The sequence below is a fragment of the Bradyrhizobium neotropicale genome, from assembly GCF_001641695.1.
GTDB classification, from domain to species: Bacteria; Pseudomonadota; Alphaproteobacteria; order Rhizobiales; family Xanthobacteraceae; genus Bradyrhizobium; species Bradyrhizobium neotropicale.
This window is the reverse complement of record NZ_LSEF01000019.1, coordinates 1-1,865: the sequence shown is the minus strand read 5'-3', so window position 1 is coordinate 1,865 and position 1,865 is coordinate 1. Positions and strand designations below refer to the sequence as shown.

The window sequence follows — 1,865 nt, the reverse complement described above, 5'->3', positions numbered from 1 at the left end:
ACGAATTGGTGACAGCGCGAGTGTGCAGGCCGTAACGCGAGTGAACGCCGAGCAAGCCTCGAAAAGGACGATGCGCAGGCCGACCCGACGACCCTTTCGGGGAAGGCTGATACGGCTGGAGGAATGAGCGAAAACGATCCGCCCAGCTGCTGCGCCGGGGTAGTGGCGACAGCATGTACACAAGGAAAGCGTACGCAACACGGGAGGCCCCACGACGTGGTCAGGGATGACCAACCGGACGCCCGCGAGGGACAGGCCGGGCGCCGTGGGGATGCGGAGAGGTTCGCAGTACCGCTGAAGCCGGGTAACGCCGGGGGAGGGAAGGGACCTTAGTTCAAGACGAACGCAAGACGTAGTGAGGGACCTGGAGATTGGGCAACCTATCAACTCCGAAGAGTGTTCAGAAACTTCAGATGGCGTTGCACGCGAAAGCGAAGGCAGAAGCCGGCTACCGTTTCTACGCCCTGTACGACAAGATCTGCCGAGAAGACATCCTGGCCCATGCCTATGCTCAATGCCGCTCCAACAAGGGCGCACCGGGTGTGGACGGTCAGGACTTCTCGGACATCGAAGCGTACGGGGTGCAGCGGTGGCTTGGCGAACTGGCGCTTGCGCTCAGGCAGGAGACGTATCGACCGGATCCTATCAGAAGAGTGTACATACCGAAGGCCAATGGCAAACTCAGGCCATTGGGCATCTCGACCTTGCGTGATCGAGTCTGCATGACGGCAGCGATGCTGGTGCTAGAACCGATCTTCGAGGCCGATCTTCCACCCGAACAGTACGCGTACCGTCCCGGGCGAAATGCCCAACAGGCGGTGGTCGAGGTGGAAGCGCAGCTGTTCCGTGGCCACCCGGAAGTCGTTGACGCCGACCTCGCGGACTACTTCGGAAGCATTCCGCACGCCGAGCTATTAAAATCGGTGGCGCGCCGGATTGTTGATCGGCGCGTGCTGCATCTGATCAAGATGTGGCTGGAATGTCCCGTGGAAGAAACCGACGATCGAGGACGGAAGACACGGACGACCGAGGCACGGGACAAGCGGTGCGGCATCCCGCAAGGCTCACCCATCTCACCACTGCTGGCAAACCTGTACATGCGCCGGTTTGTGCTGGGATGGAAGATGCTCGGGCTGGAGCGAAGCCTCGGCTCTCGCATCGTGACCTATGCCGACGATCTCGTAATCCTGTGCAGGCGGGGCAAAGCTGAAGAGGCCTTGCGACAACTGCGCATGATCATGGGAAGGCTGAAGCTGACGGTCAACGAGGAGAAGACACGAATCTGCAAGGTGCCGGAAGGAGAGTTCGACTTCCTGGGCTACTCGTTCGGGCGGATGTATTCTGCGAGAACCGGCCAGGCGCGCCTGGGGTACCGGCCATCGAAGAAAAGCATCAAGCGCATGGTGGAAACCATTCATGCGCTGACGGCTCGAACTGGGGTAGGGCAAGACACCACAGAGTTGGTGGCGAAGTTGAACCGCACGCTGCGCGGATGGGCGAACTACTTCAATGTAGGCACCGTCATCAAAGCGTATCGCGCGATCGACAACTACACCGCTGTGCGGTTGCGCCGGTGGTTGCGCTCCAAGCACAAGGTCAGGCGACGCAAGGGCGGGACTTATCCACTCTCGCACCTCTACGGGCACTTCGGGCTCGTACGCCTAACTGCGCGCGGACACGACGTGCCGTGGGTGAAGGCGTGAGGTCTTGTCCGAGAGCCGGATGCGGGAGATCTGCCTGTCCGGTTCGATGAGCGAGGTGTGGAAACGGAGTCACGGTCGAACCACTAAGGCACCGCCAGACGAAAGGGGCGGGAACAGATATGTTCGATCCTAAAGCAACCGCGTCACATCTCGACTCTACCA

At 60.5% G+C, this 1,865-nt stretch carries 1 protein-coding gene; it reads left to right on the top strand.

Annotated elements, in window-relative coordinates; translation table 11 throughout:
* Positions 1-413 precede the first annotated feature (413 nt).
* Complete coding sequence (gene ltrA, locus AXW67_RS02700) at positions 414-1,703, top strand: group II intron reverse transcriptase/maturase (protein ID WP_063676404.1); 1,290 nt, start codon at positions 414-416, stop codon at positions 1,701-1,703.
* Positions 1,704-1,865: the final 162 nt, after the last annotated feature.